The sequence below is a fragment of the Rubrivivax soli genome (genome assembly GCF_049810355.1).
Taxonomy (GTDB): Bacteria; Pseudomonadota; Gammaproteobacteria; order Burkholderiales; family Burkholderiaceae_C; genus Rubrivivax.
This window is the reverse complement of record NZ_CP187368.1, coordinates 745930-771552: the sequence shown is the minus strand read 5'-3', so window position 1 is coordinate 771552 and position 25623 is coordinate 745930. Positions and strand designations below refer to the sequence as shown.

Below are 25623 nucleotides of genomic sequence, written 5' to 3'. Positions count from 1 at the left end.
ATCACCGTCCGGTTCTACCGTGGCCCGCGGCCGGCACCTCTCGGTGCTTTCTCTGTGCCAGCAAGGCGCCTCCTTCCATCCACCTCCACCGTCCACGCACGATGACCGTCCGCGAAATCCTGAAGATGGGCGACCCGCGCCTGCTGCGCGTGGCGCCGTCCGTCACCGCCTTCGACACGCCCGAGCTGCACGCGCTGATCGCCGACATGTTCGACACCATGGCCGCCGCCAACGGTGCCGGTCTGGCGGCACCGCAGATCGGTGTCGACCTGCAACTGGTGATCTTCGGCTTCCAGAAGAACGAGCGCTACCCCGACGCGCCACCGGTGCCGATGACGGTGCTGATCAACCCCGTCATCACGCCGCTCACCGACGAGATCGCCGACGGCTGGGAGGGCTGCCTGTCGGTGCCGGGCCTGCGCGGCGTGGTGCCGCGCCACAACCGGATCCGCTACACCGGCTTCGACGCGCAGGGCCGGCCCATCGACCGCGAGGCGGAAGGTTTCCACGCCCGCGTGGTGCAGCACGAGTGCGACCATCTCATCGGCCGCCTGTACCCCACGCGCATGACCGACCTGACACGCCTGGGCTACACCAGCGTGCTGTTTCCCGACCTGGACCCCGCGTCCGACGACTGAAGCACCTGACGGAAACAGTGCTTTACACGCACCGCCGTCAGCCCCAGCCTCTGCAGGAGCGTTGACCGACCATGTGGTGCCTGAACTCACTCCTCCGCCGCTGCGCAGCCCCGCTGCTGGCGCTGTCCACCGCGGCCCTGCTGCCGCTGGCCGCCTGGGCCGAAGACGACCCGCCGGGCCGTGTCGGCCGGCTGGCCGACCTGCAGGGCAGCGTCAGCTATTACGACGGTGAACAAGGCCAGTGGACCGAGGCGTCCCGCAACCGCCCGCTGACCACCGGCGACCGCCTGTCGACCGACGGCGATGCGCGCGCCGAGCTGCGCATCGGCTCGACCACGCTGCGCCTGGGCCCGGGCAGCGAACTCGAGCTGGCGCGCGTTGACGACGAACGTGTCACGCTGCAACTGCACAGCGGGCAGCTGGCGGTGCGCATCCGCGACCGCGAAGTGGCCACCGAGACGGTGATCCTCACCGACGAGGCCCGCCTGCTGCCGATGCGCAGCGGCCACTACCGCATCGACCGCATCGACGACACCACCTACGCCGGCGCCTGGCGCGGCGAGCTGCGCGTGGACGACGACAGCGGCGACTTCACCATCGCCCAGGGCCGGCGCGCCGAGCTGTGGCGGGAAGGGCGGCGCGACGAGAACAGCGCCCGCCTGCGGCGCGAGTGGACGACGCTGCCCGACGACGAGTTCGGCGACTGGGTGGCGCGCGAGGACCGGCGCGACGAGCGCAGCGCCTCCAACCGCTACGTCTCGCCCGAGATGACCGGCGCCGAGGAACTGGACCGCCACGGCCGCTGGGAACGCCACCCCGAGTACGGCACCGTGTGGGTGCCGGTCGCCGTGCAGGCCGACTGGGCGCCGTACCGCTATGGCCGCTGGGCCTGGATCCGCCCCTGGGGCTGGACCTGGGTCGACGATGCGCCCTGGGGCTTCGCGCCCTTCCACTACGGCCGCTGGGTCTTCTGGGGCAACCGCTGGGCCTGGTATCCGGGCACCTACGTGCGCCGGCCGGTGTACGCCCCGGCGCTGGTGGCCTGGATCGGCGCGCCCGGCGTCGGCATCTCGATCAACATCGGCGGTCCGTCGGTGGGCTGGGTGCCGCTCGCGCCGCGCGAGGTGTACGTGCCCTGGTACCGCTACTCGCCGCGCTACGCCGAACGCGTGAACCACCGCCCGCCCGGCAGCGGCTGGCAGATCCCGGTGCCGCGCGAGCCCATCATGTACGGCAACCAGGGCGTGCCCAACGGCGTGACCGTGGTGCCGCGCGACGCGCTGGCGCGCCGCGAGCCGGTGTCGCGCGTGGCCATCGACGTGCGCGGCAGCCTGCCGCAGCGGGCACCGGTGACGACGATTGCCGCACCCGAAGGCCCCGGCGGCGCGCAGCCCGCGCCGCGCCGGCCGGTGACGTCGGACGACGGCCGCCCCGCGCCGCCGCGCCGCGTGGTGCAGCCAGTGGCGCCGCTGCGTTCGGAACGGCAGGTCGAGCGCCAACAGCAGCGGCAGGACGGTCGGCAGGAGATCCGGCAGGAGACCCGCCAGGACATCCGGCAGGAGAACCGGCAGGAAGGCCGGCAGGAAGGCCGCCAGGAAACCCGTCAGGACACCCGCCAGGACAACCGCCAAGAGAACCGCCAGGAGATCCGCCAGGACAACAGGCAAGGCACGCGCCCGGACGAGCGCCGCCCGCTGCAGCCCGTGCAGCCGGTGCCGCAGCGCGAGCGCCCCGCCGGAGTGGCTCCCGCACCCTCTGCCGCGCCCGCGCCGGTGCAGCGGCCGGCGCTGCCGGAGCGTGTGCCGGTGCAGCGCGAAGCCCCGCGCGAGGTGACCCGCGAAGCGCCGCGCGAAGTGCAGCGCCCGGCGCCGCGCGAGGTGCAACGCGAGGTGCCGCGCGAGGTCCAGCGACCGGCCCCGCGCGACGCGGACCGCGAGCCGCCGCGCGAGAACCGCGGCGGCAACCAGCGCGAACAGCGCGAACGCTAGGCGGCTGCTTCGTGGCGTGCGGGCCGCACCGGCGGCCCGTTCAGCACAGCGCAGCGCCGGCTGCGCGGCTTCAGCGCAGCAGCGGTTGCAGCACCGGCCACACGTTGGCCAGCATGCGCGGGTGGGCCTCGGCCTTGGGGTGGATGCCGTCGGGCTGGAACAGGGTCTCGGCCTGCGGTACGTCGGCCACGCCGTGCAGCAGGAAGGGCACGAGCGCCGCGCCTTCGGCCTTGGCCACGGTGGCGAAGAGCTTGAAGAAGTCGTCGCCGTACTGGCGGCCGTAGTTCGGCGGCACGGCCATGCCGACCACCACCACGCGCGCGCCCGCGGCCTTGGCGTCGCGCGCCATCGCGGTCAGGTTGGCCTGCGTCATCGCCAGCGGCAGACCGCGCAGCGCGTCGTTGCCGCCGAGCTCGATCACCACCAGCGCCGGCTTGTGCTGCGCCAGCAGCGCCGGCACGCGTGACCGCCCGCCCGAGGTCGTGTCGCCGCTGATGCTGGCGTTGACCACGTCCCACGGCAGCTTCTGCTGCGCGATGCGCGCCTGCAGCAGCGCCACCCAGCCCGTGCCGCGCGGCAGGCCGTACTCGGCCGAGAGGCTGTCGCCCACCACCAGCAGTTTGCGCCGCGCCGGCTGGGCCTTTGCGGGCAAGCCGGCGGCCGTGGCCAGCAGCACGCTACAGTGCGCCACGAACGCCCTTCGGCGGCAAGCGACCCGCATGTCTGAACCCATCATCACCGTTTCACGCATCACCAAGCAGGTGGCCGATTCCACCGGGTCGCTGACCATTCTCCACGAGATCGATTTCGCCCTGATGCCCAGGGAGACCGTGGCCATCGTCGGCGCCTCGGGCTCGGGCAAGAGCACGCTGCTGTCGATCCTGGCCGGGCTCGACACGCCCAGCAGCGGCAGCGTGCGGCTCGCCGGCACCGAGCTGTTCACGCTGGACGAGGACGCGCGCGCCGCGCTGCGCGCGCAGAAGGTCGGCTTCGTGTTCCAGAGCTTCCAGCTGCTGGCCAACCTGACGGCGCTGGAGAACGTGATGCTGCCGCTGGAGCTGATGGGCCGCAACGACGCCCGTGCCGCCGCCACCGAGATGCTGCGCCGCGTGGGTCTGGGCGAACGGCTGGGCCACTACCCGAAGGTGCTGTCGGGCGGCGAGCAGCAGCGCGTGGCGCTGGCGCGTGCCTTCGTCGTGCGGCCCGCGGTGCTGCTGGCCGACGAGCCCACCGGCAGCCTCGACTTCGCCACCGGCGAAACGGTGATGGCGCTGATGTTCGAGCTGAACCGCGAAGCCGGCACGACGCTGGTGCTGGTGACGCACGACAACGGCATCGCGGCACGCTGCGACCGCCAGCTGCGCATCGAGGCCGGACGCCTGGTGCAGCCCGCCGACGCGCCCGCCGCCGCGGCTACATCTGCCTGAACAGGTGCAGGTAGCTGCGGCTGACCGGCAGCACCTCGCTGCGGCCGCGCAGGTGCACGTCGGCGGTCTCGTTGAGCCCGCGCACCACCTGCGCCACGTGGTGCAGGTTCACGATCACCGAGCGGTGGACCTGCACGAAGACCTCGGGGTCGAGTTCATCGGCGAGCTCGCGGATGGTCTTGCGGATCAGCGCGTCGCCGCCGGCCCAGGCCACCAGCGTGTACTTCTCGTCGCTGCGCAGGTAGGCCACCTCGTGCACCGGGATCAGCCGCACGCTGTTGCCCACCGAGGCCTTGATCCACTGCAGCGTGCTGCGCGGTGGCGTGCGGCTGCGCAGTTCCTCGGCCAGGCGGTCGAGCACCGTGCCGATGTCGGTGCCTGAAGTCGCCGCCGATGGCGCCAACGAGGCTGTCGCCGCCGGCACCGCGCTGCGGTCCTGCAGGCGCCGCACGGTCTCGGCCAGCCGCGCCTCGTCGAAGGGCTTGACGAGGTAGTCGAGCGCGCCGTGCTCGAAGGCCTGCACCGCGTACTGCTCGTAGGCGGTGACGAAGACGATGTGGGCGCGCCGCGCGATCGCGCGCGCCGCGTCGATGCCGTTCAGGCCGGGCATGTGGACGTCCAGGAACACGATGTCGGGCTCCAGGGCGTCGAACTGCTCGATCGCCTCGCGGCCGTTGCGCGCCTGCGCCACCACCTGCAGTGCCGGCCACAGCTGTGCCAGGTGCTGCTGCAGCCGCTCGCGCAGCAGCGGTTCGTCGTCGGCGATGAGGGCCGTGCGCACGACGCTCACTGGACCACCCTTCGCGCTGCGCGCTCCGGAATGAGCGCTTGGGAACGGCCCGGCGCGCTCATGCCGGCACCACGATCTCGGCGCGCAGGCCGTGCGGGGCCTGCTCGTGCAGCTGCAGCGTGACGCCTGGGCCGAAGAAGCCCTGCAGCCGGGCGCGCAGGTTGGCCAGCCCGGTGCCGGGCTGCGCGTGCGGGTCGAGCCCGACGCCCGTGTCGGCCACCCACAGCCGCAGGCCGCCGGCCTCGGCACGGGCCCCCACGGCGATGCGGCCGCCGTCTTCGGCCGGGTCGATGCCGTGGCGCACGGCGTTCTCCACCAGCGTCAGCAGCGCCATCGGCGGGAAACGCCGCTGCTGCAGCGCGGGGTCGACGTCCACCGCGAACTGCAGCCGGTCGGGCATGCGCATCTGCATCAGCTCGAGGTAGGCGCGCACCAGCGCGACCTCGTTGCCCAGCGTCGGCGTGGCTTCGTGCAGGCGCGGCATGGCGGCGCGCAGGTAGGCGATCAGGCTCTTCAGCACATCGGCGGCTCGGGGCGAATTGCTCTCCACCAGCGCCTGCACGTTGGCCAGCGTGTTGAACAGGAAGTGCGGCTCGATCTGCGCCTGCAGCAGCGACAGCTGCGCGTCGAGCGCCTGTTTCTCCAGGCGGCTGCGCTCGAGCGCGAACGACAGCGCCTGTGCGCGCGCCTGGGCCTCGCGTTCGCGCAGCAGCGCGCCCAGGGCGAGCAGCAGGCCGATGAACAGGGCGCTGCCGGCGATCCACAGGAAGCCCAGCACGCGGTTGGGCAGGAACACCGCCCGCAGGTCGCCGCCGGTGGAGTGCAGGTAGACGACGAAGGTGGCCAGCGGTGCGGCCAGCGCCACCGCCAGCACCGGCGACAGCCAGGTCGGCAACCAGCGCGGCGGCCAGGCCCGTGCCGCTGCGAAGGCCAGCAGCAGCACCAGGCCGACGAACAGCGTGCGTCCCAGCACCACGGTGAAGGCGGGCTGGAAGATCGGGTTGAGCAGCAGCGCTGCCGCCACCGCGAGCGCGACGCAGGTCGCCACCGCCGGGCCGCGCAGCGCGGCCGAGAAGCGCTGCCAGCCGCTGGCGGGGTGGTGGGTGGTGAGGGTGCCCGAGGAGTCCATGCCCGGCACGATAGCCGCGGCAGCGGGCAGTTCCAAGCGCCCGGCCCCTGCCACGCGACGGAGCACGGTCTGGCGGGGTTGGACGGCGGCAGGCAGGCCGGCCGCTACACCGCCAGCCGCGGCACGCGTGCGCCCAGCGCCTGCCGCAGCGAGTCGGCGCTGTCGCGCAGATGGCTGCGCGTGGCGGCGTCGCGCGGCGCTGCGCGGCGGCCGGCGCGGTCCAGCCGCGCCAGCAGCGCCTGGGCCTGCTCGCGCACGAGGCCGCGGCCGTCGGCGCGGCCGCTGGGGCGCAGCAGCGCGGCGGCCAGCCGGTTCACGTGCTCGCGCTGCAGCTCGCGCCGCGCCGGGGCGATCGCGGCCGTGCCGTCGAGCCCCGCCCACACCGCGCGCTGCAGCTGCGCGTGCACCTCGGCCAGTTGCAGTGCCTGCTCGGGGCGGTCGAACTTCTCGGCGCTGTCCAGCACGCGCGCGGCCACCCCGTCGCTCATCAGGTGCCCGAGCACGGCGCGCTGCAGGTCCAGCAGGCGCTGCGGCAGCGCGAAGTCGGTCGGCGAGCCGGCCTCGGCGCGTTCCAGGAAGTCGGGCGCCAGGCGGCGCTGCAGCGCCGGCGACAGCGTCAGGCCGTCGGCCCCCAGCACGCTGTCGACCATCAGCGCCAGCGCCTGCCGCTGCACGGCGGGGTCCACCGGCTGCAGCGGGTCGCGCCCGCTGCCGGGGTAGTCGCGCAGCGTGCGCACGCCGCCGATCTGCCGCGCCAGCACCGTCAGCGCGCGCGTCACGTCGCCCAGCGCGTAGGTCAGCGAGCGCCGCAGCACCGCGTAGTCGCGGTCGGGCGGCAGGCGGCGGCTCTCCTGGCGCCGGAACAGGTCGCGTGCGATGTCCAGCCGCTTCGCGGCGAAGGCCAGCGGGTCGTCGCCCAGGTCGAACTGCAGCGTCTCGGGATCCAGCGCGAACAGGCTGTCCTCGTCGGTGCCGAAGGCCAGCTGCGGCTCGCTGCTGCGCGCCGCGATGCGCTGCAGTTCGGCCGCCTCGTCGGCCGCGGCGATGGGCTTGTAGGCGTACTCGATGGCCCAATGGTCGTAGGGCCCGAGCGTCAGCTGGAACGGCGCGACCGCGGGCTGCCCCGGGCGCGCCAGGTTGATGGCGTTGTATTCCATCACCGAGCCCGTGGTGCCGTTGGCGCGCGTGAAGGCGGGGTCGGACAGCTGCGCGTCGGTGTAGATGCGCGAGGCGCGGAAGTTGTGGCGCAGGCCGAGCGCGTGCCCGGTCTCGTGCATCACGGTGTCCTTGATGTAGTCCAGCACGAACTGCTCGGCCTCGGGGCCGGCGGGGTCGAGCTCGTCGCGTGCGGCCAGCAGGTCGAGCGCGTAGGCCAGCTGTTCGGCGGCCAGGTCGCCGTGGGCGCACAGGGCGTGGGCCGGCAGGCCCTGCTTCAGTCCTTCGGGCAGCAGCGGGGCGGCGAAGGGGTCCGCACGTGCCCCCGCCGCCGCAGCGCCGTCGGCACGCGCCTGGTGCCCCAGCACCTGCGCCCGTTCCAGCCGCCGCAGCCGCGTCGTCGCGCCTTCGATCGCGATGTCGGCGTCGAGGATCTCGCCGCTGCGCGGGTCGACGTGGCTGGGGCCGATGGCGCTGAAGCCGGGTTCGGCGCTGAGCATCCAGCGCACCGATGCGTAGCCGGTGTCCAGCGTGTCGAACGGGGCGTCGTCGGGCTGCTGGCGCACGACGATGGCATCCAGGAAGCCGATGCGCTCGAAGGCCTTGTTCCACTCGAGGATCGCGCTGCGCACGGTGTCGCGGTAGGCCAGCGGGACGTTGCGGTCGATCCAGAACGTGATGGGCTGCACCGGCGGCGACAGCGCCTCGTTCGGCTCCTTCTTCTCGAGCCGCCAGCGGTGGATGTGGCGCTGGCGCGGCGAGCTGCCGGTGTCGCTGGTGAAGTCGAGCACCGTGGTGCTGAACAGGCCCAGCCGCGGATCGGCGCGGCGCGTGGCCATGGGCACGGCCGGCAGCGGCGACAGCGAGTAGTGCAGCCCCACCAGCATGCTGCGGCTGTCGGGCAGGTAGCGCGGCAGCTGCGGCTGCGGCAGGCCGGGCGGCGCACCCGGGGGCGCGATGCCGCCGGTGCCCAGGCTGCCGGTGTAGAAGTGGCTCTGGGTCTCGATCACCGTGCCGGCGGGCGAGGCACGCACCGCGGTGATGCCGCTGTGGCGGCCGTCCAGGCCGTAGCCCTGGCGGAAGGCGCGCTGCAGCACCATGCCCACGCCCATCAGGTCGGACTGGAAGATGCCGTTGGCCTCGATCAGCACGGCCTGGTGCTGCGGATGCGGCGCGCTGGCCACCGGTGCGCTGCCGAGCAGGCTGTGCGTGTACGAGGTGGCCACGGCAAGCGCCTCGGGCGTGCCCGCGCGCGCCAGCACGTCGAGGTTGCGCGACTGCAGCCGCACCTGGTTGTGCACGCGCACGAACTCCACCACCTGCGCGCCGCCTGCGCCCGAGACCGGCAGCGCCATCAACCCGCCCAGCACGCCGGCTTCGCCGATGCCGCTCTTGATCTTGGGCGAGAGCAGGAAGGGCTGCCCGAACTGGTGCGGTGGCAGCTCGATCCAGACCTTCTCGTCCTTCTGCCAGAGCACCAGCGGGCCTTCGATGCGGCGCGCGTCCTTCACCACGGTGGCAAAGGGCGGCGGCGTGCCCGGGGTGGGCAGAGCGGCCAGGACCGGACGCGCCGGGCCGGCAACGGGGGCCGACGCCGCCGCACCCGCCGCCACGGGCGCACCCGCTGCGCGTGGTGCGGCCGGCGCGGTCGGCGCGGGGGCCGTGCCCGCAGGCGCGGCGCAGGCCGCCAGCAAGGCGGCGCTCAGCAGCAGGGGCGGCAGGGCAGGGCGGGGGCTGTGCATGGCGGAAGGCTCCGACCCATTGTGGGTCAAAGCCCCGACCCCTGCCGGCCCGGGCCCGCCAGGCCGTTCAAGACCTCACGCGAGGCGGAAGAAGCTGACTTCCCGCAGCAGCCGCTGCGCCTGGACGGCGAGCGCGTTCGACGCCGCGGTGGTCTGTTCCACCAGCGCTGCGTTCTGCTGCGTCGTCAGGTCGAGCTCGCGCACGGCGCCGCCGACTTCGCCGACGCTGCGCTGCTGCGCCTGCGCGCCGCTGGCGATGTCGCCCATCAGCCGCGCCATCTGCTCGGCGTTGGCGACGACCGACTGCATCACCGCGCCGGCATTGGCCACCACGCCGCTGCCGCTTTCCACCTGCGCGATGCTGGCGCCGATCAGGTCCTTGATCTCGCGGGCCGCTGTCGCCGAGCGGGCGGCCAGCGCACGCACTTCGGAGGCCACCACCGCGAAGCCGCGGCCGGCCTCGCCAGCGCGGGCGGCCTCGACGGCAGCGTTCAGCGCCAGGATGTTGGTCTGGAACGCGATGCCGTCGATGACGCCGATGATCTCGCCGATGCGCTGCGACGCGTCGCGGATGCTCGACATCGCCTGCACCGCGTTGCCGATCGCCTGCCCGCCGCGGTCGGCGGCCTGCGCGTTCTCCTGCACGTGGTGGCTGGCCGCGGCCACGGTGCCGGCGGTCTCGTCGACCGAGCGCGTGATCTGTTCCATGCTGGCCGCCGTCTGCTGCAGGCCGGCGGCCGACTGCTCGGTGCGGCGCGCGAGGTCGCTCGACGCCGCGGCGATCTGGCTGCTGGCGGTCTGCACGCTGCCGGCGCCGTCGATCACCGTGCCGACGATGCGTCGCAGGCTGTCCTGCATCGCACCCATCGTCAGCATCAGCCCTGCGGCCTCGTCGCGGCCCCAGGGCTGCGGTGCGGTGGTGAGGTTGCCTTCGGTGATCTGTTCGAGGTGGCGCGCCACTTCGCGCAGGCCGCCCTGCATCACGTGCCGGAAGGCCAGAAGCAGGTAGGCGGCGGCGGCCAGGCACAGCACGGTCAGGCCGATCTGCCAGGCCATCGTGGCCTGCAGGCGGTCGATGCGCTGCTGCAGGCGCAGTGCCAGTCGGTCCATCACCTGGCCCTCCAGGCGGGCCTGGGCGCGCACGGCCTGGGCGCCGAGCGCCGCGAACTGCATGGCATCGCCCTGCACCGTGTCGCCCATCAGCTGCGACTGCACTGCCTCGGACAGGCGTGCGGCGAGGGCATCGGTGCCGGCCATGTCGATGCTGGCGCGGGCCTCGGGCGCGTCGGCCAGGCCCTTCTGGAACGAGCCCTCGACGTCGGTCTCCAGGAAGTCCAGCAATGCCGTCGACTGCGTCAGCCGGTCGCGGTGCGCCCGGGCCAGCGAGCCGCTCCTGAGCGCCAGCGTGCCCAGACCGTGCAGCAGCGAGAGGTTCTCGGTCTGCTGCGGGCCGCGCACCACGGCGACGTTCATCAGGTGGTACGTGTCGAGCTCGGGGTCGAGGATCAGGCCCGAGCCGTCGGCGGTGGCAGCCACCAGCTGCAAGAGCGATTCGATGAAATCGCTGTGGGCGGCGAAGCTGGCGTCGGGCGTGCCCGCACGCGGCTGCTGCAGCAGCGCCTCGTGCCGCTGGCGCATCGCGCCGAACGTGGCGGCGGTGCCGAACTCGGCGCCAAGCAGCTCCTGCTGGCGCTGCAGGCCGGCGAAAGCGCTGCGCACGGCAGCCTGCGGCGCGTTCAGGTCGCGGTCGTCCAGCGACGCCGCCAGGCGGCGGTCCTGCGCCGCTGCCACCAGCTGCAGTGCCGGGCGCACCATGTCCAGGCCGCGCAGCTCGGCGCGTGCCATCTCGACCTGAGCCTGCTGCGTCAGCGTCAGCGCCGACAGGCTGACGATCAGCGGCACCAGGAAGGCGAGCGACAGGCACCAGGCCTTGGCGCTGAAGCCCAGGTTGCGGAACAGCCGCACGCCCGGGGACAGCCAGCCGTGGTAGCGGAAGAAGTCCCCGGCCGAGGCCTCGGGCAAGGTGGAAGCTGGGGTCATGGCGATCAACCTCTGCGATGGACAACGGAGTGCAGCGCGGACGGCCGCCCGCGCTGCATCTGTTTTCGGCGGTCAGATCTGCCGGTTTAGTCGCAGAAATCGCAAGCGTTGCCCAGGCGCAGAGGGACGTGCGGCAGGTCAGTCGCCGCTGACGGCCAGGTGGGCTTGCAGCAGGTCGTCCGGGCCCGCGGGATCGCGGACGCGGGTGCGGTGGTCGGGCCGCGACTCCGGTCCATGGCCATGGCGGTGGAACTGTCCTTCCGGCAGGGGTTTGCCGAGCACGACCGGGATGCTGCGCACCAGCCGGGGGCCGACGGCCCTGCGCACGCTGCGCCGCAGGGATGTGGCCAGGAACCGCAGCGCCTGCTCGCTGAGGCCGCGGTCCTGCGGATACTCGAACTCGATGCGCAGCGGCTTGGGCAGCGCCCGCAGCAGCGTCGGCGCCAGCGCGGCCAGCGCGCGCAGCTGTCTGTCGCCGTCGATCAGCACCATGCCCAGCGTCGGCGGGCGCTGCCAGGCGTCGGCCATCGAGCCGATGTGGCGGCACACGATGATGGCCGAGCCGATCGCGCGCGCACTGCCGCGCCACAGGCCCTGCTGGCGCACCAGGGTGTCCAGCGCGTGGCGTTCGGCGGCGCTGGCGGTGTGGCCCCGCGGTGTCTCGTGCAGCGCGGCCAGCAGTTCGTCCTGCTGGCCCGGGCTCAGCGTCGAGGCGCCCAGGCGCTGCAGCGCCACCACCGCCAGCCACAGCGGCACGCCGTCCTGTTCCAGTGCCGCCAGCAGCGCGCGGTTCCATTGCCGCAGGCTCATCTTGCGCGGGTCCAGGCTGCACAGCTGCGCCGGCCCGCGCTGCAGCACGGCGCACAGCAGCTCGGCCGCGCCGGCCCGGGCCACGTGGCCGTCGCGGCAGAAGCGCAGCAGGCGTTCGCGCGCCTGCTCCCAGGCGGTCCGCTCGATGCCGGAGCGCAGCGCCGTGGCTCCGTGGCCCCACGCGCGAAATTCTTCCAGGCCGAGCGCCTGCTCGCTCAGCGGCACCGACGTCGCGGTGCGCGGCCACAACGTGGCGATCGGCGGTGGGCTGGTCTCCGCCGCCATCAGCGTGGCAGTCTCGGTGTCCAGTGCGTCGAGCTGCGCCGCCAGTGTCTGTTCGTCGCTGGCGGCGAACTGCAGGCCGTCGGCCAGCAGTTCCAGGCTGCGCAGGAGGTCATGTCTGCCAGGATTGGCGCCGTCTGCCACGCCGCTGAAGAACGCGCTGCAGTGCAGCGCGCGCACCAGGGTCGGCGCGCAGGCCTTGAGCATGGCGTGGAACTCCTGCACCTGCGCCACGTCGTCTTCGCGGCGCAGGTGTTCCTCGTCGCTGATCTGGCGCTCGCCCTGACCGAGGTTGAGCACCGCCCGCTGCACGTCGGGCCAGGCCGGCGTGGTCGGCAGCGCACGCAGCCTGTCGGCCAGCAGCACGAAGACGTCGCCCTGCCACGCGCTGCCCAGGGTCTGGCGCAGGGCCTGTTCGGTCTGCAGGATGTGCTGCGCCAGCAGTTCGGCCGGCAGGCTCGGCGACGTGTGCAGCAGCGACGGGAAGCGGCGCTCGCCATCGAGCTTGTAGCGCCAGCTGCCGACGTACGGGTTGTCCACCAGCGAGCGGTCGGTGCCGACCAGCAGCGCGTCGAAGACCTCGGGCGGCGGCATCGCGAACCCGGCGTGCTGCGCCCGCGCACGGGCGAGCTGGCGCCAGTCCTGGACGGTGTTGTGCGGCCCGAGCACATCCAGCACCCCACGCGCCACCTGGAACAGGAAGGGCAGGGCGTCCTGCAGGTGGAACCTGTCGCTGCGTGCCGGGCTCGGTGCTGGTGGGACCACCGCGCCCGGCTCGCCACCGGGCGAGGCCAATGCCAGCGCGGGCGCTGCCGGCCGGCTTTCGTGCAGCCGCGTGCGGCCGAGCATGTGGCGCTCGAATGGCGACAGGTCCGTGTCGTCGTGTGCGGCGCCCGGCGCGCGCGGCAGCGGCGGCGGTTCGTCCATCGGCAGGTCCGCCGCCCAGACCTCGGTGGGGTAGTAGGCCGCGTCGATGGCCATCTGCCGCCGCAGCGCGTCGCCTGCGATCCAGCGCACGACGGCGCTGTCGGCCAGTTGCAGCTCCACCGCCAGCTGCATGGTGGCCGCTGCGCGGTGGCGGTTGTCGCTGCGCGTGACGCCAGCGGGCAGGCGCAGCAGGTCGTCGTCGCCGCGCAGCGCCTGCACCAGGCGTTCGAGCGCCAGCATGTTCATGCGCGCGTCCAGCAGCAGCACGTAGCGCAGCAGCGTGGCGTCGAGCCGGCTGGTGTCGACGCTGGCGTCCTGCGCCACCGAGGCGCTCGTCGGGGTGTCAGCCATGCACGGGCTCCAGCACCTTGCCGAGGTAGGCGTGCAGCTCGGCAGGCTCGTAGCTGACGAAGCAGCGGTGCGTGAAGTACGAGAAGTCGCGGCCGTAGCGGTCGCCGGCTTCCCGGGCATGCAGCGTCTCGATGAAGTCGCGGTTGACCAGCAGGCAGGAGAAGACGCGTTCCGCGAACAGCTTCTTGAAGTGGTCCAGCAGCGCGGGCAGGCGGTGACCGTCCCAGAGGTTGTCGACCTTGTCGAGCTCGTCGACCACGATCACCGGCGCCAGGCCGGCAGCCTTCAGCCGCAGCAGCAGGTCGGGCAGCACCTGGTCCAGCGTGTCGGCCGAGGTGTCGGGCATGTAGGTGAGGTCGCGCACCTCCTCGTCCTTCAGCGAGGCGCTGCTGCTGTAGCGGAAGACGGCGCCCGTGGCCAGCGCCGTCGTCAGCCCCAGGCCCAGCGCCAGCGCGGGGCCCTCGGCCGCGCTGAAGGCCGTGGCCGCGGCACCGGCACCCAGCGCGGCCAGCGGCTTGGCCAGCTCGGCCAGACGCAGGTCCCAGCCGACGCCGGACGCCAGTTCGTCCTTGCTGGTGCTGGACGCGCTGTTCACCGCCGAGACCTTGCCCGAGACGCGCTGGTAGGCATAGCCCACACCCGACATCGCAGCCAGTTCGCGCATGCCGCGCCCGCTGGGAGGGCGGCCCGGGAACAGCAGCCCCGATTCGAGCGCGCCGGCGCGTCGCCAGAAGTCGCGCAGGTGGGCCGGGGTGGGGCCTTCGGGCAGCGAGATCTCCACCTCGGCCGCCAGCTCGCTGAGTGCGGGGTCGGGCGCGTTGCCGCCGCGCAGTGCGCGGTCGCGCAGGCAGCGCACGACCTCGCGCGACAGGGCGGCATACAGGCCCAGCACCACCATGTGCAGGATGCGCTGGCGCATCTGGTCCTGGTGCGCGGCCCGCATGGCCGCGGTCGCCCGCGGCGGCAGCTGCTGGCCATCGAAGACGTTGGGACCCAGCAGCTGCACCGGCAGCGGGCGCAGGTTCGGCTCCAGCCCCTGGCGCGAGCGGCTGGTCAGCTGCCCGATGGCGTTGTCCACCAGCGTCGACTTGCCCGCGCCACGGTAGCCGGCCACGAGGACCGAGCGGCCGAGGATGCGGCCGTTGCAGTAGCGGCCCAGTTCGTTGACGAGCAGCCGCGCCGCGTCGCACGATGCCAGGGCGCCATGGACGGCGATGCCGGCGACCGGGTCGGCGGAGTTGCGCACTCGCAAGGCCATGGCCGCCTCAGCGCGTGGCGGGCTGGCCGCCCTGGGGGGACGTGGCGGGCGGTGCCGCCGTGGTGGCCGACAGCATGCGCACCATCAGCACGGTGGACAGCACCCCGGCCAGCGCCGCGCCGGCCAGCATTGCCACGGCGGGCGAGACCTCCCAGCCGCTGCCGCGGCCGCCGAAGCCGCCACTGTGGCCCCGCATCGCAATGCCGCCGCGCCAGACGGCTGCCACCAGCCCCAGCACCAGCAGGACCAGGGCCGTCAGCGACAGCACCACCCAGGCGCCATAGGCCGTGCGCCGCAGCCATTGCAGGTCCGCCTGGTCCAAGGCCGTGACCTGCGTCTTCGGAGCTGCGCCGCCGGGGGCCGATGCCGCCGTCGCACTGCCGGCCGGCGCCACCGCCGGTGCCAGCGTGACGACGGAGATGGCGTCACCGCACTGCAGCACCGGCAGCGGTGCCGCGGCGGGAGCGGGGGCGGGCCTGCGGTGCCCGGGAGCCACCGGCGCCGGCGGCTGCCGTGGCGCACAGCGCAGGGGCCCCGACGCTGCCGGCGGTGCCGCCACCGCCGCAGCGGCGGTCGAGGCCGGCAGGTTCTGCGCCGTGCCGGGCATCCCGGCGGCGGCACCCACCAGGGCAAGCAGCACCAGCAGCGGCGTCGTCGGCCGCCTGTCGTGCGGAGATCCCTCGTGCATGCCGGCCTCCCGGTGCCATTGCGGCGCCGGTGATGCTAGCCAGAGGTGACGGTCCCGGGATCAGCCAAGCTGTCGATGTCCGCCGCCGCGGCGTGCGGCGGCGGAGCGGGCGGACGTCACTGGATCGGCTTGAAGCGCACGCGCTTGGGCCGCGCGCCTTCCTCGCCCAGGCGCTTCTTCTTGTCGGCTTCGTACTCCTGGTAGTTGCCGTCGTAGAAGAACCACTGCGAGTCGCCTTCGCAGGCCAGGATGTGGGTGCAGATGCGGTCGAGGAACCAGCGGTCGTGGCTGATGATCATGGCCGAGCCCGCGAACTCCAGCAGCGCCTCTTCCAGCGCGCGCAGCGTCTCGACGTCGAGGTCGTTCGACGGCTCGTCCAGCATCAGCACGTTGCCGCCCTTGGCCAGCGTCTTGGCCAGGTGCAGGCGGCCGCGTTCACCGCCCGACAAGCTGCCGACCAGCTTCTGCTGGTCGTTGCCCTTGAAGTTGAAGCGGCCGAGGTACGCGCGGCTGGGCATCACGAACTTGCCGACGACGATGTTGTCCAGGCCGCCGGAGATGTCCTGCCACACGGTCTTGTCGTCGGCCAGCGTCTGCCGGCTCTGGTCGACGAAGGCCAGCTGCGCGGTCTTGCCGATCAGCACCTCGCCCGAATCGGGCTTCTGCTCGCCCTGCAGCATGCGGAACAGCGTCGACTTGCCGGCGCCGTTGGGGCCGATGATGCCCACGATGGCGCCGGCCGGCACCTTGAAGCTCAGGTTGTCGATGAGCAGGCGGTCGCCGAAGCTCTTGCTGACGTTCTTGAACTCGATGACCTCGTTGCCCAGGCGCTCGGCCACCGGGATGAAGATCTCGTTGGTCTCGTTGCGCTTCTGGTATTCGACGTCGCTCAGCTCCTCGAAGCGGGCCAGGCGCGCCTTGCTCTTGGTCTGGCGGCCCTTGGCGTTGGAGCGCACCCACTTGAGCTCCTCCTTCATCGCCTTCATGCGCGCGTCTTCGGTCTTCTGCTCCTGCTCCAGGCGCTTTTCCTTCTGGTCCAGCCAGTCGGAGTAGTTGCCCTTCCAGGGGATGCCCTGGCCGCGGTCGAGTTCGAGGATCCACTCGGCGGCGTTGTCGAGGAAGTAGCGGTCGTGGGTGATGGCCACCACGGTGCCGGGGAAGCGCTGCAGGAAGTGCTCGAGCCACTCCACGCTTTCGGCGTCCAGGTGGTTGGTGGGCTCGTCGAGCAGCAGCATGTCGGGCTTGCTCAAGAGCAGCCGGCACAGCGCCACGCGGCGCTTCTCGCCGCCCGACAGCACGCCGATCTTGGCGTCCCAGGGCGGCAGGCGCAGTGCGTCGGCGGCCATCTCCAGCTGCAGGTCGGTGTTCTCGCTGCCGGCGGCGGCGATGATGGCCTCCAGCTCGGCCTGCTCGGCGGCGAGCGCGTCGAAGTCGGCGTTCTCCTCGGCGTACTCGGCGTAGACCTGGTCGAGCCGCTTCTTGGCCGCCAGCACGCCGCCGATGCCTTGCTCGACCGCCTCGCGCACCGTCTGCTCAGGGTCGAGCTGCGGCTCCTGCGGCAGGTAGCCGATGTTCAGCCCGGGCATCGGCACGGCCTCGCCTTCGTATTCCTTGTCGACGCCGGCCATGATCTTCAGCAGCGTCGATTTGCCCGAGCCGTTGACGCCGAGCACGCCGATCTTGGCGCCTGGGAAGAACGAGAGCGAGACGCCCTTCAGGATCTGCCGCTTCGGCGGCACGATCTTGCCGACGCGGTTCATGGTGAAAACGTACTGGGCCATGTCGAGTTGTCCTTGAAACGCACGCACCGGAACACCGGCGCACAACCCGGCATTATCCCGGACGCGGGCCACAATCGCGCCATGCACGATGCCCCGCCTGCCTTCGAACTGCCCGCACCCGACCTCGGCCCCTGGCGCGCCGGCAACACCGGCACCCCCGGCGTGTGGCGCTTCGACGGCGGCGAGCCCGGTCGCGAGGTGCTGGTGACGGCCCTGGTCCACGGCAACGAGCTCTGCGGCGCCTGGGCCCTGGTGGCGCTGCTGGAAGCCGGCCTGCGACCACGCCGTGGCGCGCTCACGCTGGCCTTCTGCAACCTGGTGGCGTTCGACCGCTTCGACCCCGCGCACTTCGAGCGCTCGCGCTTCGTCGACCAGGACCTGAACCGCGTCTGGGGCCGCATGGACTGGCGCATTGCCGGTGCGCCGGGTGGGCGCAGCATCGAGCAGCGCCGTGCGCTGGAACTGCTGCCCTGGGCGGAGCGCGCCGACTGGCTGCTGGACCTGCATTCCATGCACCACCCGGGGCCGCCGCTGGTGCTGTCGGGCCTGCAGCCGCGCAGCATCGCGCTGGCGCGGGAGCTCGGCACGCCGGCGCTGGTGGTGGCCGACGCAGGCCATGCCGAAGGCTGCCGGCTGCGCGACCACGGCCGCTGGGGCGCGATGGCCGATGCGCCGGGCGACGACACGCGCGCGCTGCTGATCGAGTGCGGCTTCCACGGCGAACTGCCGGCGCGCGATGTGGCCATCGACATGCTGGGCCGCTTCCTCGCGGCCAGCGGCTGCATCGACGCCGCCGACGTGCCCGCCGGCTGGCAGCGGCCGGTGCCCGCGGTGCAGCAGGTGCTGGAGGTGACCGAGGCCGTGGTGGCGCTGGACGGCGAGCCGCCGCGCTTCGCCGAGCCCTGGTCCACCGGCCAGCGCATCGCCACCGCCGGCACGTTGCTGGGCTGGAACGGCGGCCGCCCGTTCCACACGCCCTACGACGGCTGCACGCTGGTGATGCCCTCGGTGCAGCAGGCACGGCCCGGGCTGACCATCGTGCGCCTGGCGCGCGACATCCCGGCCTGATGCGACGCGCTGGCGTGCGAAAGCCCCGCAGTTCGCAGGGCGTGCTGCAGCGCAACAGGTAGAATGCCGCGATCGGTGCAGCCTCCAGTCGCTGCATCGGCGTCGTCTCCCGACACCGCCCCGCGCGGTCACCTCCCTCCCTGACGCCTGCGACTGGCGCCCCATCTGCGGGCGACAGGCCGACCTCACTCCACAACGAATGAAATTCACCGAACTCGGTTTGGCCGAGCCGCTGCTGCGCGCCGTGCTCGACCAGGGCTACGACACGCCCACCCCCATCCAGGCGCAAGCCATCCCGCAGGTGCTCAAGGGCGGCGACCTGCTCGCCGGCGCGCAGACCGGCACCGGCAAGACCGCCGGCTTCACGCTGCCGATGCTGCAGCGCCTGACCGAAGGCAAGCCCGTCAAGGACGCCCGCGGCCGCGTGGCGATCCGGGCGCTGATCCTGACGCCCACGCGCGAACTCGCGGCCCAGGTCGAAGAGAGCGTGCGCACCTACGGCAAGTACCTGCCGCTGACCAGCATGGTGATGTTCGGCGGCGTCGGCATGCAGCCGCAGATCGACAAGCTGCGCCGCGGCGTCGACATCCTGGTGGCCACGCCCGGCCGCCTGCTCGACCACCACCAGCAGCGCACGCTGGACCTGAGCCACGTCGAGATCTTCGTGCTCGACGAAGCCGACCGCATGCTCGACATGGGCTTCATCCACGACATCAAGAAGGTGCTGGCCGTGCTGCCGCCGAAGAAGCAGAGCCTGCTCTTCAGCGCCACCTTCAGCGACGACATCAAGGCCCTGGCCGACCGGCTGCTGAACGCGCCGGCGCTGATCGAGGTGGCCCGCCGCAACCAGACCGCCGAGACCATCGCGCAGAAGATCCACCCGGTGGGCCGCGAGCGCAAGAAGGACCTGCTGGCGCACCTGATCAAGAGCGGCGACTGGCACCAGGTGCTGGTGTTCACGCGCATGAAGCATGGTGCGAACCGGCTCACCGAGTTCCTGAACGAGCAGGGCATCAGCGCGATGGCCATCCACGGCAACAAGAGCCAGGGTGCGCGGACCAAGGCGCTGGCCGACTTCAAGACCAACGACCTGCAGGTGCTGGTGGCGACCGACATCGCCGCGCGCGGCATCGACATCGACCAGCTGCCGCACGTGGTGAACTTCGAGCTGCCCAACGTGCCCGAGGACTACGTGCACCGCATCGGCCGCACCGGCCGCGCCGGCGCCACCGGCGAGGCCATCTCGCTGGTGTGCGTGGACGAGGAGATCTTCCTGCGCGACATCGAACGCCTGATCAAGCGCGAGATCCCGCGCCAGGTGGTGTCCGGCTTCGAGCCGCCGGTGGGCGAGAAGGCCGAGCCCATCGTGCTGGGCCGCATGACCATCGGTGTCGGTGGCACGCGGCGCAATGCCGGCGGCGGCGGCGGCGGCGGTGGTGGCCGCGGTGGCCGACCGGGCGGTGGTGGTGGCGGCGGCGGTGGCCGTGCAGGTGCCGGCGGCGGACAGGGCCGCCCGGGTGGTGGCGGCGGTGCGCCGCGCCGTGACGGTGGCCGCCCGGCTGCCTCGGGTGGCGCCTCGAATGGCGGTCGCGGCGGCCCGCGCCGCTAGGGCCCGGGTCTGCTGAGGTTCACGCCGTGACGCGGTTGCGTCCGGCGTGCTTCGACGCGTAGAGCTTGCGGTCGGCCACGGCCAGCATCTCGGGTGGCTCCAGCATGCCGGGCTCGAAGAGCCCGATGCCGGCCGACAGGGTCTGGCGGTGCAGCACGGGCGTGCCACCGGCCACCGCGAGCCGGAACTCGTGCGCCGCCACGGCCGCACGGCCGCGTTCGGCCAGCGCCAGCGCCGCCGCGATGTCGCAGCGCGGCAGCACGGTCACGAATTCCTCGCCACCCAGCCGCCCCAGCACGCCGTTGCCTTGCTGGCTGTTGCGCAGCAGCGCAGCGGTGTCGCGCAGCACGCTGTCGCCGGCCACGTGGCCGTGGCGGTCGTTCACCGACTTGAAGTGGTCGAGGTCGTACACCACGATGCTCAGCGGCCACCCGTGCTGGCGCGCCAGCCGCATCTCGCGGCGCAGCGTGTCGAAGACGTAGCGGCGGTTGAAGACCTCGGTGCCGTTGTCCACCGTGGCGGTGCGGTAGATGCGGTCGTGCAGGGCCGCTTCCAGGCTCTGCCGCTCGTAGAAGCGCAGCAGCAGCACGCCCAGGCGCAGCATGTCGCCGTTGTGCAGGCGCACCGTGCCCTGCACGCGCTGGTCGTTCACGAAGGTGCCGTTCACCGAGCCCAGGTCGGCGACGGTCACCGTGTCGTCGTCCACGCGCAGCTCGGCGTGGCGGCGGCTGACGGCCGGGCTGTCGATGTGCAGGTCGGCTTCCAGCGCGCGGCCCACCACCAGCCGGCCCGGTTCCAGGTCGAACGGCAGGCCGGCGTCGGCTCCGCTGTACAGGATCAGGCAGGGCCGCCGCTCGGACAGGCCACCCAGCGCCTGCAGCGCCGAGCTGCCGGTCTTCGTGATCGCGATGGTGGTCGGGTCGGACATGGGACGCCAGTGTGTCACGTGGGAGCCATGCAAGCGGCGTGCACGCAAGGTGCGCGACGCGCCGGTGCCGCCCCAAGCAAGAGGCCCCGCGTGCGGGGCCTCTTGCGGGGACTGCTGCCGCTTACTGGCCGCCGAACTTATAGTCGGTCTTGGCCTTGGTGCGCAGGCTTTCCTGGTACTCCTGCATCTTGGCCTGCTCCATGCGCTGCTTGAGCTGGGCCTTCACGTCGTCGAACGCCGGGAACTGCGACTCGCGCGTGTCGTCCAGGCGGATGATGTGGTAGCCGAACTGGCTCTTCACCGGCTCGGCGGTGAGCTCGCCCTTCTGCAGCTTGGTCATGGCCTGGCTGAACTCGGGCACGTAGCTGTCGGGCTTGGCGAAGTCGAGGTCGCCGCCGTTGGCGCCGGAGCCGGGGTCCTTGCTGTTCTTCTTGGCCAGTTCCTCGAAGCTGGCGCCTGCCTTGATCTGGGCGATCAGCGCCTTGGCCTCGTCTTCCTTCTCGACCAGGATGTGGCGGGCGCGGTACTCGGTGCCGGCGGCCTGGGCCTTGAACTTGTCGTATTCGGCCTTGGCCTGTTCGTCGGTGACGGGGTTCTTCTTCTTGTAGTCCTCGAAGAGCTCGCGGATCAGCACGCTCTGGCGCGCCAGTTCCATCTGCTGGCGGTAGTCGGGCGTGGCGGCCAGGCCGCGGCGCTCGGCTTCCTGCACGAAGATCTCGCGCAGCACGACCTGGTCACGCGCTTGCTGCTGCACTTCGGGGCCCACCTGCTGGCCGGCACGCTGTGCCTGCTGGATCAGCGTGTCCACGCGCGACTTGGGCACGGGCTTGCCATTGACGATGGCGATATTCTGGGCCTGGGCGGCCAGCGGCAGCAGCAGGGCACCGGTGGCAACGGCCAGGGCAACGCGCGCGGCAAGGGACTTCGAGCTCATGGGTGGATGACTTTCGGTTGGAAGATGGCCGCTGGCGCCTTGCGGCGGGCGGTCTGCCGGCAGCGGCCGGCCTGTCGTGGCATCGGTCGGCGGGGATCGGATTGAAGAGGTTTCAACCGGCCTCGGGGGCCTGCGCTTCGATGGCGAGCGCATGCACGCCGAGGGGCCCCAACGGGCCCAGGGCATCATATACGAGGCGGTGCCGCGCCAGCGGCGACAGCCCCACGAAGCGGGCACTGCGGATGCGCACCGTGTAGTGGCCGCCGTCGCGGGCGCCGGCATGGCCGGCGTGCAGCGCGCTGTCGTCCTGCACGTGCAGTTCGGTGGGGGCGAGCGCCGCGCGCAGCGTGGCGTCGATGCGTTCGGCCAGGGTGCTGGTCATGGTGTCTTGGAGTCGGGTTTGGCGTCGGCTGCGGGCGTGTCTTCGATGTACCTGCTGAGGTACAGGCCCTGTGCCACCGTGAAGGCCAGCATCAGGCCCAGGCCGCCGAAGAGCTTGAAGTTGACCCAGGCGCCGGTGCTGAAGCTGTAGGCCACCCACAGGTTCAGCAGGCCCATGCCGGCGAAGAAGGCCACCCAGGCGAAGTTCAGCCGGTGCCACACCCTCTCGGGCAGCTGCAGCTGGGCGCCCAGCATCACCTTCAGCAGGTTCTTGCCGGCCAGCAGCGGCGCCAGCCACAGTGCCGTGCCCATCGTCCAGTACAGCACGCTGGGCTTCCACTTGATGAAGGTCTCGCTGTGGAACCAGATCGTCAGCCCGCCCAGCCCCACCACCAGCACCAGGCTGACCCACAGCATCGTGTCGACCTTGCGCCCGCGCAGCTTCAGGAAGGCCACCTGCGCCAGCGTGGCCAGGATCACGACGACGGTCGCCAGCAGCACCGGCGCCTCGCCCGGCCCGACCTTGCCGCCCGAGACCATGAAGCCGAAGTGCGTGGTGGCGAAGTCGGCCGCCCAGTCCTTGTTGGCTTCCGCGCCCTTGAAGCAGGCGAAGAACAGCAGGATCGGCAGGAAGTCGAGCAGCAGCTTCATGGGCGCGCATTGTGCAGGCTCGGGCTCCCGCTCATTCCTTGGGTTGGAATGCGATGGCGGCGGAGTTGATGCAGTAGCGCTCGCCGGTGGGCTCGGGGCCGTCCGGGAAGACGTGGCCCAGGTGCGTGCCGCACTGCTTGCAGCGCACCTCCACGCGCACCATGCCGTGCGTGGTGTCCCGCACCTCCTCGATGACCTCGCTGTTGATCGGCGCCCAGTAGCTCGGCCAGCCGCAGCCGGCGTCGAACTTGGTGCCGCTCTCGAACAGCGGCGTGCCGCAGCCGACGCAGTTGTAGCGACCGTCGGCGAAGTGGTCCCAGTACTTGCCGGTGAAGGCGCGTTCGGTGGCGGCGTGCCGCGCCACCTGGTACTGCATGGAGTCGAGCTGCTCGCGCCACTCGGCGTCGCTCTTGCGCACCGGGTAGCGCGGGTCGTCGTGGTCGTGCACGGGGGATTTGCCGAAAAGGTTCATGGCGGTCGCTGGCTGGCAAACGGAAACATCGATTGTCGCGGCAGGCGACGGCGCTGCCGAGACCAGGGTTGTTCGTGCGCAGCCGCTCGTGGCCCGCCTGGAGCGCACCGATGGTGTGCGCCGTGGTCGGTGTTGTCCCGTCGGCGACAAATGTTCGGGGTAGTCCCTGAAGCCCAGGGGCATCCACTTCCGCTACCTTCGCGCGGTTGGATCTTGCACAGAACTCTTGGAGACATCACCAGTGAAATTCACGCACAAGCTCTTCGGCCTGCCGGTCGCCGCCTCGCTGGCCCTGGTGTCGGGCATCGCCTTCGCCCAGGCGGGCCAGACGGTCAAGATCGCCTTCATCGACCCGCTCTCGGGCCCGTTCGCCAACGTCGGCCAGAACCAGCTGAAGAGCTGGCAATTCATGGCCGAGCATTTCGCGAAGAACGCGGCCGGCGTGAAGTTCGAGTTCGTCGCCTTCGACAACAAGGGCTCCCCGCAGGAAAGCCTGAACAACCTGAAGGCCGCCATCGACCAGGGCATCCGCTACGTGGTGCAGGGCAACGGCTCGGGTGCCGCGGCCGCCATCATGGACGGCGTCGCCAAGCACAACGAGCGCAATCCCGGCAAGGAGGTGCTGTACCTCAACTACGCTGCCGTCGACCCCGACCTGACCAACAGCAAGTGCAACTACTGGCACTTCCGCATCGATGCCGACACCTCGATGAAGATGGAGGCGCTGACGTCCTACATGAAGGACCAGCCCGATGTGAAGAAGGTCTACATCATCGGCCAGAACTACGCGCATGGCGTGCAGGTCTCGCGCTTCTTCAAGGAAACCATCGCCCGCAAGCGCCCCGACGTGCAGATCGTCGGCGACGACCTGCACCCGATCGGCCAGGTGAAGGACTTCGCGCCCTACGTGGCGAAGATCAAGGCCTCGGGCGCCGACTCGGTGGTCACGGGCAACTGGGGCCAGGACCTGACGCTGCTGATCAAGGCCGCCAAGGACGCCGGCCTGAACGTCAACTTCTACACCTACTACGCCAGCACCAGCGGCGTGCCCACCGCGATGGCGGCCGGCGTGGGCGGCAAGGTGCGCATGGTGGCCTACGGCCACAACAACATCCCCGGCGTGGCCTCGAAGATCCAGGACGACTTCAAGAAGAAGTTCAACGACGACTGGTACACGCTGGCCACCTACAACGGCCTGGCGATGCTGGCCGAGGGCTTCAAGGTCGCCAAGAGCACCGACCCCGTGAAGGTGGCGCCGGCGCTGGAGGGCCTGCGCTTCAAGGGCTTCCAGGGCGAGGTCGAGATGCGCAAGACCGACCACCAGCTGCAGCAGGCGCTGTACATCAGCGAATGGCGCAAGGCCGACGCCAAGAGCCCGTACTCCGTGGAGAACACCGGGTACAACTTCCAGCAGGTGAAGGCGATCGAGGCCTACGTGGCGAGCACGCCCACGTCCTGCCAGATGAAGCGCCCGTAAGCTCGCGTCCCCGAGACCGGCGCGACGCCGACACCCGGCGTCGCGCTTTTTCTTGCCTGCTCCGAACCCGCGATGGATGCCTCGTACCTTCTGATCTCGCTGCTGAACGGCCTGTCGGTCGGGCTGCTGCTGTTCATGCTGGCCTCCGGCCTGACCCTGATCTTCAGCATGATGGGCGTGCTGAACTTCGCCCACGCCAGCTTCTACATGCTGGGCGCCTACGTCGCGTACTCGGTGACGCAGGTGGTGGGCTTCTGGTGGGGCCTGCTGCTGGCGCCGCCGCTGGTGGGGCTGATGGGCGCGGCGTTCGAGCGCTTCGCGCTGCGCAAGGTGCACAAGTTCGGCCACGTGCCCGAACTGCTGATCACCTTCGGCCTGAGCTACATCCTGTTCGAGCTGGTGCAGCTGGTCTGGGGCCGCCAGGCACTCAACTTCCTGCCGCCCGAGTCGCTGCGCGGGCCGCTGTTCACCATCATGGACCTGCCCAGTGGCCTGAGCCTGGCCTGGGGCGCGCCGCCCGAGGCCTGCAAGGCCGCCGACGCGGTGTGCACGCAGTTCCCGTCGTTCCGCGCCTTCGGCATGGGTGTCGCGGTGCTGATGCTGGTGGCGGTGTGGCTGCTGCTGACGCGCACGCGCATCGGCCTGGTGATCCAGGCCGCGCTGACGCACCCGGAGATGGCCGAGGCCCTGGGCCACAACGTGCCGCGGGTGTTCATGCTGGTCTTCGGTGGCGGCACGGCGCTGGCGGCGCTGGCCGGCGTGATCGGCGGCGCGCTGCGCGTGACCGAGCCGTCGATGGCGCTGGCGGTGGGCGCGGTGGTGTTCGCCGTCATCGTGATCGGCGGCATGGGCTCGCTGGCCGGCGCCTTCGTGGCCTCGGTGCTGCTGGGCGTGCTGGACTCGTTCGCGGTGGGCAGCGACAAGGCGCTGCTCGACCTGTTCCGGTTGCTCAGCCTGAACGTCGGCCCCGAGACCTTCGGCTACGCGGTGTGGAGCGTGAAGATCTCGCAGGTGGCGGCCATCCTGCCGTACCTGCTGCTGGTGCTGATCCTGATCTTCCGGCCCAAGGGCCTGTTCGGCTCGCGGGAAGGGTAAGC

Annotated in this window: 21 protein-coding genes; 7 read left to right on the top strand and 14 right to left on the bottom strand. The window is 71.7% G+C overall.

The window, feature by feature from the left end:
- Positions 1-101: 101 nt before the first annotated feature.
- Together def and ACPOLB_RS03335 are read left to right on the top strand one after the other, a co-directional pair.
- On the top strand, positions 102-638 hold the full coding sequence (gene def, locus ACPOLB_RS03340; RefSeq protein WP_425259880.1) for a peptide deformylase: 537 nt from the start codon (positions 102-104) through the stop codon (positions 636-638).
- 71 nt (positions 639-709) lie between these two features.
- Positions 710-2626 carry a DUF6600 domain-containing protein gene (locus tag ACPOLB_RS03335; protein WP_425259879.1) on the top strand — a complete coding sequence of 639 codons (1917 nt, stop codon included), beginning with the start codon at positions 710-712 and terminating at the stop codon, positions 2624-2626.
- Between the two features lie 70 nt (positions 2627-2696).
- On the opposite strand, the gene ACPOLB_RS03330 is transcribed toward ACPOLB_RS03335, so the two are convergent.
- On the bottom strand, positions 2697-3359 hold the full coding sequence (locus ACPOLB_RS03330; RefSeq protein WP_425259878.1) for an arylesterase: 663 nt from the start codon (positions 3357-3359) through the stop codon (positions 2697-2699).
- Here ACPOLB_RS03330 and ACPOLB_RS03325 point away from each other — a divergent pair.
- Positions 3346-4053, top strand: a complete 708-nt coding sequence (locus ACPOLB_RS03325) for an ABC transporter ATP-binding protein (protein WP_425259877.1) — start codon at positions 3346-3348, stop codon at positions 4051-4053. The two genes, ACPOLB_RS03330 and ACPOLB_RS03325, sit on opposite strands and share 14 nt — an antisense overlap.
- Here the strand turns inward: ACPOLB_RS03325 and ACPOLB_RS03320 are convergent.
- The 8 genes from ACPOLB_RS03320 to ettA all read right to left on the bottom strand — a co-directional run bounded on the left by ACPOLB_RS03320 (position 4040) and on the right by ettA (position 17006).
- On the bottom strand, positions 4040-4843 hold the full coding sequence (locus tag ACPOLB_RS03320) for a LytR/AlgR family response regulator transcription factor (RefSeq protein ID WP_425259876.1): 804 nt from the start codon (positions 4841-4843) through the stop codon (positions 4040-4042). The genes ACPOLB_RS03325 and ACPOLB_RS03320 overlap by 14 nt on opposite strands.
- A gap of 58 nt (positions 4844-4901) precedes the next feature.
- Positions 4902-6008, bottom strand: a complete 1107-nt coding sequence (locus ACPOLB_RS03315; protein WP_425259875.1) for a sensor histidine kinase — start codon at positions 6006-6008, stop codon at positions 4902-4904.
- A gap of 68 nt (positions 6009-6076) precedes the next feature.
- Positions 6077-8869, bottom strand: coding sequence for a zinc-dependent metalloprotease (locus tag ACPOLB_RS03310; protein WP_425259874.1), 2793 nt, complete (start codon positions 8867-8869; stop codon positions 6077-6079).
- Positions 8870-8944: 75 nt separating this feature from the next.
- Positions 8945-10909, bottom strand: coding sequence for a methyl-accepting chemotaxis protein (locus ACPOLB_RS03305; RefSeq protein ID WP_425259873.1), 1965 nt, complete (start codon positions 10907-10909; stop codon positions 8945-8947).
- A 138-nt stretch (positions 10910-11047) separates the two neighbouring features.
- Entirely contained in the window at positions 11048-13279 is a 2232-nt protein-coding gene (locus tag ACPOLB_RS03300; protein ID WP_425259872.1) for a hypothetical protein, read from the bottom strand.
- Positions 13272-14537 (bottom strand): hypothetical protein, encoded by a 1266-nt coding sequence (locus ACPOLB_RS03295; RefSeq protein WP_425259871.1) that lies wholly within the window; start codon positions 14535-14537, stop codon positions 13272-13274. The genes ACPOLB_RS03300 and ACPOLB_RS03295 overlap by 8 nt, the downstream gene beginning before the upstream one ends.
- Positions 14538-14544: 7 nt before the next feature.
- Positions 14545-15225, bottom strand: a complete 681-nt coding sequence (locus ACPOLB_RS03290) for a hypothetical protein (protein ID WP_425259870.1) — start codon at positions 15223-15225, stop codon at positions 14545-14547.
- A 116-nt stretch (positions 15226-15341) separates the two neighbouring features.
- A complete protein-coding gene (gene ettA, locus ACPOLB_RS03285; protein WP_425259869.1) occupies positions 15342-17006 on the bottom strand; it encodes an energy-dependent translational throttle protein EttA in 1665 nt (554 codons plus the stop codon).
- A gap of 81 nt (positions 17007-17087) precedes the next feature.
- Between ettA and ACPOLB_RS03280 the strand changes: the two genes are divergently transcribed.
- Positions 17088-18074, top strand: a complete 987-nt coding sequence (locus ACPOLB_RS03280; protein ID WP_425259868.1) for a succinylglutamate desuccinylase — start codon at positions 17088-17090, stop codon at positions 18072-18074.
- Positions 18075-18273: 199 nt separating this feature from the next.
- The gene (locus tag ACPOLB_RS03275; RefSeq protein ID WP_425259867.1) at positions 18274-19683 is read left to right on the top strand and encodes a DEAD/DEAH box helicase; all 1410 of its coding nucleotides are present in this window, start codon (positions 18274-18276) and stop codon (positions 19681-19683) included.
- 19 nt (positions 19684-19702) lie between these two features.
- Here ACPOLB_RS03275 and ACPOLB_RS03270 read toward each other — a convergent pair whose 3' ends face one another.
- The 5 genes from ACPOLB_RS03270 to msrB all read right to left on the bottom strand — a co-directional run bounded on the left by ACPOLB_RS03270 (position 19703) and on the right by msrB (position 23049).
- Complete coding sequence (locus ACPOLB_RS03270; protein ID WP_425259866.1) at positions 19703-20611, bottom strand: GGDEF domain-containing protein; 909 nt, start codon at positions 20609-20611, stop codon at positions 19703-19705.
- A gap of 121 nt (positions 20612-20732) precedes the next feature.
- Entirely contained in the window at positions 20733-21545 is an 813-nt protein-coding gene (locus tag ACPOLB_RS03265; protein WP_425259865.1) for a peptidylprolyl isomerase, read from the bottom strand.
- A gap of 112 nt (positions 21546-21657) precedes the next feature.
- Positions 21658-21927: a BolA family protein gene (locus ACPOLB_RS03260; protein WP_425259864.1), complete on the bottom strand. Its 270-nt coding sequence runs from the start codon at positions 21925-21927 to the stop codon at positions 21658-21660.
- Entirely contained in the window at positions 21924-22577 is a 654-nt protein-coding gene (locus ACPOLB_RS03255) for a septation protein A (RefSeq protein WP_425259863.1), read from the bottom strand. Before ACPOLB_RS03255 ends, ACPOLB_RS03260 begins: the two co-directional genes overlap by 4 nt.
- Positions 22578-22608: 31 nt before the next feature.
- Positions 22609-23049 (bottom strand): peptide-methionine (R)-S-oxide reductase MsrB, encoded by a 441-nt coding sequence (gene msrB / locus ACPOLB_RS03250; protein ID WP_425259862.1) that lies wholly within the window; start codon positions 23047-23049, stop codon positions 22609-22611.
- 241 nt (positions 23050-23290) lie between these two features.
- Here msrB and ACPOLB_RS03245 point away from each other — a divergent pair, with 241 nt between their 5' ends.
- Together ACPOLB_RS03245 and ACPOLB_RS03240 are read left to right on the top strand one after the other, a co-directional pair.
- A complete protein-coding gene (locus ACPOLB_RS03245) occupies positions 23291-24526 on the top strand; it encodes a branched-chain amino acid ABC transporter substrate-binding protein (RefSeq protein WP_425259861.1) in 1236 nt (411 codons plus the stop codon).
- Between the two features lie 72 nt (positions 24527-24598).
- Positions 24599-25621 carry a branched-chain amino acid ABC transporter permease gene (locus ACPOLB_RS03240; RefSeq protein WP_425259860.1) on the top strand — a complete coding sequence of 341 codons (1023 nt, stop codon included), beginning with the start codon at positions 24599-24601 and terminating at the stop codon, positions 25619-25621.
- Positions 25622-25623: the final 2 nt, after the last annotated feature.

Bases quoted from the DNA above. Each gene is read 5' to 3' on its own strand.
- ACPOLB_RS03240 (WP_425259860.1), top strand. From the start codon at position 24,599: ATGGATGCCTCGTACCTTCTGATCTCGCTGCTGAACGGCCTGTCGGTC.
- def (WP_425259880.1), top strand. From the start codon at position 102: ATGACCGTCCGCGAAATCCTGAAGATGGGCGACCCGCGCCTGCTGCGC.
- ACPOLB_RS03265 (WP_425259865.1), bottom strand. From the start codon at position 21,545: ATGAGCTCGAAGTCCCTTGCCGCGCGCGTTGCCCTGGCCGTTGCCACC.
- ACPOLB_RS03275 (WP_425259867.1), top strand. From the start codon at position 18,274: ATGAAATTCACCGAACTCGGTTTGGCCGAGCCGCTGCTGCGCGCCGTG.
- ACPOLB_RS03295 (WP_425259871.1), bottom strand. From the start codon at position 14,537: ATGGCCTTGCGAGTGCGCAACTCCGCCGACCCGGTCGCCGGCATCGCC.
- ACPOLB_RS03290 (WP_425259870.1), bottom strand. From the start codon at position 15,225: ATGCACGAGGGATCTCCGCACGACAGGCGGCCGACGACGCCGCTGCTG.
- ACPOLB_RS03330 (WP_425259878.1), bottom strand. From the start codon at position 3,359: ATGGGTTCAGACATGCGGGTCGCTTGCCGCCGAAGGGCGTTCGTGGCG.
- ACPOLB_RS03335 (WP_425259879.1), top strand. From the start codon at position 710: ATGTGGTGCCTGAACTCACTCCTCCGCCGCTGCGCAGCCCCGCTGCTG.
- ACPOLB_RS03300 (WP_425259872.1), bottom strand. From the start codon at position 13,279: ATGGCTGACACCCCGACGAGCGCCTCGGTGGCGCAGGACGCCAGCGTC.
- ettA (WP_425259869.1), bottom strand. From the start codon at position 17,006: ATGGCCCAGTACGTTTTCACCATGAACCGCGTCGGCAAGATCGTGCCG.
- ACPOLB_RS03305 (WP_425259873.1), bottom strand. From the start codon at position 10,909: ATGACCCCAGCTTCCACCTTGCCCGAGGCCTCGGCCGGGGACTTCTTC.
- ACPOLB_RS03310 (WP_425259874.1), bottom strand. From the start codon at position 8,869: ATGCACAGCCCCCGCCCTGCCCTGCCGCCCCTGCTGCTGAGCGCCGCC.
- ACPOLB_RS03270 (WP_425259866.1), bottom strand. From the start codon at position 20,611: ATGTCCGACCCGACCACCATCGCGATCACGAAGACCGGCAGCTCGGCG.
- msrB (WP_425259862.1), bottom strand. From the start codon at position 23,049: ATGAACCTTTTCGGCAAATCCCCCGTGCACGACCACGACGACCCGCGC.
- ACPOLB_RS03325 (WP_425259877.1), top strand. From the start codon at position 3,346: ATGTCTGAACCCATCATCACCGTTTCACGCATCACCAAGCAGGTGGCC.
- ACPOLB_RS03280 (WP_425259868.1), top strand. From the start codon at position 17,088: ATGCACGATGCCCCGCCTGCCTTCGAACTGCCCGCACCCGACCTCGGC.
- ACPOLB_RS03255 (WP_425259863.1), bottom strand. From the start codon at position 22,577: ATGAAGCTGCTGCTCGACTTCCTGCCGATCCTGCTGTTCTTCGCCTGC.
- ACPOLB_RS03260 (WP_425259864.1), bottom strand. From the start codon at position 21,927: ATGACCAGCACCCTGGCCGAACGCATCGACGCCACGCTGCGCGCGGCG.